This window comes from Nocardioides sp., from assembly GCF_041600255.1.
Lineage (GTDB): Bacteria > Actinomycetota > Actinomycetes > Propionibacteriales > Nocardioidaceae > Nocardioides.
Map to the genome: position 1 here is coordinate 1 of NZ_JBFIKK010000210.1, position 3,602 is coordinate 3,602.

4 protein-coding genes and 1 tRNA gene are annotated in these 3,602 nt (G+C 71.1%); 1 reads left to right on the plus strand and 4 read right to left on the minus strand.

The genetic code is table 11. The features are described 5' to 3' along the window. The 4 genes from ABZE72_RS16280 to ABZE72_RS16295 all read right to left on the minus strand — a co-directional run. The coding region (locus tag ABZE72_RS16280; protein WP_372730084.1) for an FtsW/RodA/SpoVE family cell cycle protein at positions 1-798 on the minus strand (798 nt) is incomplete at its 3' end. Between the two features lie 3 nt (positions 799-801). Further along, on the minus strand, positions 802-2,154 hold the full coding sequence (locus tag ABZE72_RS16285) for a PP2C family serine/threonine-protein phosphatase (RefSeq protein WP_372730085.1): 1,353 nt from the start codon (positions 2,152-2,154) through the stop codon (positions 802-804). Continuing rightward, a complete protein-coding gene (locus tag ABZE72_RS16290) occupies positions 2,155-2,631 on the minus strand; it encodes an FHA domain-containing protein (RefSeq protein WP_372730086.1) in 477 nt (158 codons plus the stop codon). Continuing rightward, positions 2,624-3,340 (minus strand): FhaA domain-containing protein, encoded by a 717-nt coding sequence (locus tag ABZE72_RS16295; protein WP_372730087.1) that lies wholly within the window; start codon positions 3,338-3,340, stop codon positions 2,624-2,626. Before ABZE72_RS16295 ends, ABZE72_RS16290 begins: the two co-directional genes overlap by 8 nt. A 174-nt stretch (positions 3,341-3,514) precedes the next feature. Between ABZE72_RS16295 and ABZE72_RS16300 the strand changes: the two genes are divergently transcribed. Continuing rightward, positions 3,515-3,601 (plus strand) — tRNA-Leu (locus ABZE72_RS16300). Position 3,602 lies beyond the last annotated feature (1 nt).

Sequence of the window (3,602 nt, forward strand, 5' to 3'; positions counted from 1 at the left end):
CAGCCACCCCGGTCTCTCGGTGGCGATGTAGAGCATCACCAGGAACAGGCCGAAGAAGAGCAGGCTCGAGCCCAGGTCCTTCTGGCGGACCAGGATGCCCAGGCTGACCAGCCACATCGCCACGATCGGGCCGAGGTCGCGACCGCGCGGCAGGTCCACGAAGAGGACCCGGTTGCCCGCGAGCGCGAGCACGTCGCGGTGCAGGACCAGGTAGCCCGCGAACGCGATCACCAGCAGCACCTTGGCGACCTCGCCCGGCTGGAAGCTGAACGGTCCGAGGTGGATCCAGATCCGGGCCCCGTTGATGGTCCGGCCGATCCCCGGGAGCATCGGCAGCAGCAGGAGCAGCACGGCCCCGAAGCCGGAGGTGTAGGTGAAGCGCTGCAGGACCCGGTGGTCGCGCAGCGCCACGATCGTGCCGACGAAGAGCAGCACGCCGAGCGTCATCCAGATCAGCTGCTGCTGGGCGTAGCCGGCGTTGCGGCCGGCCGCCTCGTAGGCCAGGTCGAGCCGGTGGATGACCGCGAGACCGAGCCCGTTCAGCGCGGCCACGATCGGCAGCAGGACCGGGTCGGCGTACGGCGCGACCATCCGGACCGCGACGTGCGCCCCGACGATCAGCGCGGCCAGCCAGCCGCCGTACCCGATGAGGTCGGTGGGGATCGTGCCCTCCACGCCCAGACCGACCGCGGCGTAGGCCCCGATCCCGACCAGCAGGGCGAGCACGAGGAGGAAGAGCTCGGCACCGCGACGACGTCGGTGCACGAACCCCATCAGGGCACTGCCGTTGGGAGCCATCGCTCAGCCGTTCGACGTACCGGTGGTGGGGGCGGACATCTTCGCGGCCAGGTTCTCGACGGTACGACGGGCGTCGTCGAGGCTGCCGGCGTCGATCCCCTCGCGGACCGTACGGGCGTCGAACTCCGAGAGCCGCTCGAGCTCGACGTTGGTCGTCTCGTACGGCGAGGAGAGGTCGATGCCCGGCAGGTCGGCGTTGAGGCCCCGGAAGATCGTCACGGTGCCGTCGACCTCGCCGACGAAGTACTGCTCCTGGCTCCAGGACCAGGCGGCGGCGCCGACGACCCAGAGCAGGCCGGCCACGATCGCGAGCGCCATCGTGCGACGCAGCCAGCCGAAGCGGCGGGGCGGGCGGGGCGCGTAGCGCGCCTCCTCGGGGTCGATCGGGTCGGCCGAGATGGCGAACTCGACGTCCGCCGGCATCTCGGCCGGGACCGGGTCGAGCTCGCCGGTGTCGCCGGAGCGGTGCCCGCGGAACAGGCTGCCGCCGATCACGCCGCGACCGGCGCGACGACGCAGCTCGGCGGCGGCACCGACCAACTGGGGCTCGGGGTCCTCCTCCAGCGGCTGGTCGACGACGTCGGCGACCAGGCAGGTCACGTTGTCGGAGCTGCCGGCCTCCAGGCTGGCGCGGACCAGCTCGACGGCGGCGTAGTCGGGCGTGCCCGTGCCGAGGATGTCGGCCAGCCGGGTGTCGTCGAGGACGCCGCAGGCGCCGTCGCTGCAGAGCATCAGCCGGTCGCCGGCCGCCAGCTCGACCAGGAACAGGTCGGGCTCGGCCTCGTGGATGCCGTCGAGCGCCTTGAGGATGAGGTTGCGGTGCGGGTGCACGCGCGACTCCTCCTCGGTGATCCGGCCCTCGTCGATCAGGCTCTGCACGAAGGTGTGGTCGGTGGTCAGCCGGGTCAGCTCGCCGGAGCGGTAGAGGTAGGCGCGGCTGTCGCCCACGTGGCCGACACCGAGGCGCTCGCCGTCGAAGAGGGCGACGGTGGCGGTGGTGCTGGTGCCGGTCAGGGCCGGGTCCTCGTCGACGAGCTCGCCGATCCGGTCGTGGGCGCGGTGCAGGGCACCGGCGACCTGGCCGAGCAGGTCCTCGGCCGGGCGCGCGTCGAGCTTGCGCAGCTGCTGGACCGCGGTGCTGGAGGCGATGTCGCCGCGGGCCGCGCCGCCCACGCCGTCGCAGACCGTCAGCAGCCAGGGACCGGCGTACCCGGAGTCCTGGTTGTCCTTGCGGACCCGGCCGACGTCGGAGATCGCGGCGTACTGGAGCCGGAGCTCGTCGGTGACCGCGGGCGTGGTGGCGGTGTCCGTCATGGCGTCGGCCGTCGGGTCCGTCATCGGATCGGTCTCGGTCATCTACTTCCTCAGCTCGAGGATGGTCTTGCCGATCCGGACCTGGGTGCCGAGGGTGATCGTGGTGGGCTGCGTGATCCGCACGCTGCCGATGTAGGTGCCGTTGGTGGAGCCGAGGTCCTCCACGAACCACTGGTCGCCGGAGGCGGCGATCCGGGCGTGGCGGGTGGAGACGTAGTCGTCGTCGAGGCGGATGGCGGCGTCCGCGCCCCGGCCGATCAGGATCGGCGCCTGGTCCAGGTCGGCGCGTTCGCCGGCGTTGCCGCCCTCGGTGACCAGCACGTGGGTCGGGGAGCCACGACGCTTGGTGGGCTTGGCCGGCTTCGGCGGCTTGGCACCCCGGGGGGTGGCGCCGCGCGCTGCCTCGGGGACCCGGGCGCCGAACATGTCGGAGCGGATCACGGAGATGGCCGAGAGCACGAAGATCCACAGGATCGCCAGGTAGGCGATCCTGATCAGGAACAGGGTCAACTCAGACATCGGCATCCTCTTCGACGACACGCACGGTCATCGTGGTGTTCCCGATCTTGACCCGTGAGCCGTCGCGCACACCTGTCTGGGTGATCCGATGTCCGTCGACCAGCATCCCGTTGGTGGAGTTGAGGTCGCGGACCTCGATCTCCAGGTCCCCGGCGGGCGAGGAGACGACGAGGAACTCGATGTGGCGGCGGCTGACCCCTGGGTCGTTGATCCGGACGTCCGCGTCGGTGCCGCGGCCGATCACCAGACCGGGCGCGTGCAGCGGGTGGCGGGTGCCGTTGACCTCGAGGACGGCGCGGGCGCGTCGTACCTGGGTGTGGGTGGCGTTGCTGGTCACCCCGGCCTGGGCGCGGCTGCGGATCCGGAAGCGGCCGGTGGTGAGGTCCTCGGCGGACTCGAAGTCGATGGTGACCGGGCCGGGGAACATGTAGCTCTGCTGTTCGGCGTGCTCCTTGACCTGGTTGACCAGCTCGCTCGCCACCGCGGAGTCGTACGGCGCGAGCCGCTCGAGGTCCGGCGGGGAGAGCTCGACGTGGAAGTCGTTGGGCACCAGACGCCGGTCCCGGGAGAGGATCTGGGCGTTGTTGTCGCACTCGCGCTGCAGGGCAGCGGCGATCTCGACGGGTTGCACGGCAGAGCGGAACGCCTTGGCGAAAGCCCCCGAGATCATCTGTTCGAGCTTGCGCTCGAACTTGGAGAGTCCGGCCACCCCCGCCTCCTTCCGTCCTCGGCTGTCTTCTCATCGGGACCACGGCAGGCCAGCGACGCCCGGCGGATGCCGGGATGCGACCCGATCGTAACGGGGTCGGCAGGCGCGGTGGCGCAAGGCCTCCTGCCGGTTTGGGAATGCGGGAGTCGCTGGGATAGCCTGAGCCCGCTTCTGGCGCGAGTGGCGGAATAGGCAGACGCGCACGGTTCAGGTCCGTGTGTCCGAAAGGACGTGGGGGTTCAACTCCCCCCTCGCGCACCAG

What these genes read in the sequence shown, in the direction of transcription:
- ABZE72_RS16290 (WP_372730086.1), bottom strand. Translation starts at nt 2,631, where the DNA reads ATGTCTGAGTTGACCCTGTTCCTGATCAGGATCGCCTACCTGGCGATC.
- ABZE72_RS16285 (WP_372730085.1), bottom strand. Translation starts at nt 2,154, where the DNA reads ATGACCGAGACCGATCCGATGACGGACCCGACGGCCGACGCCATGACG.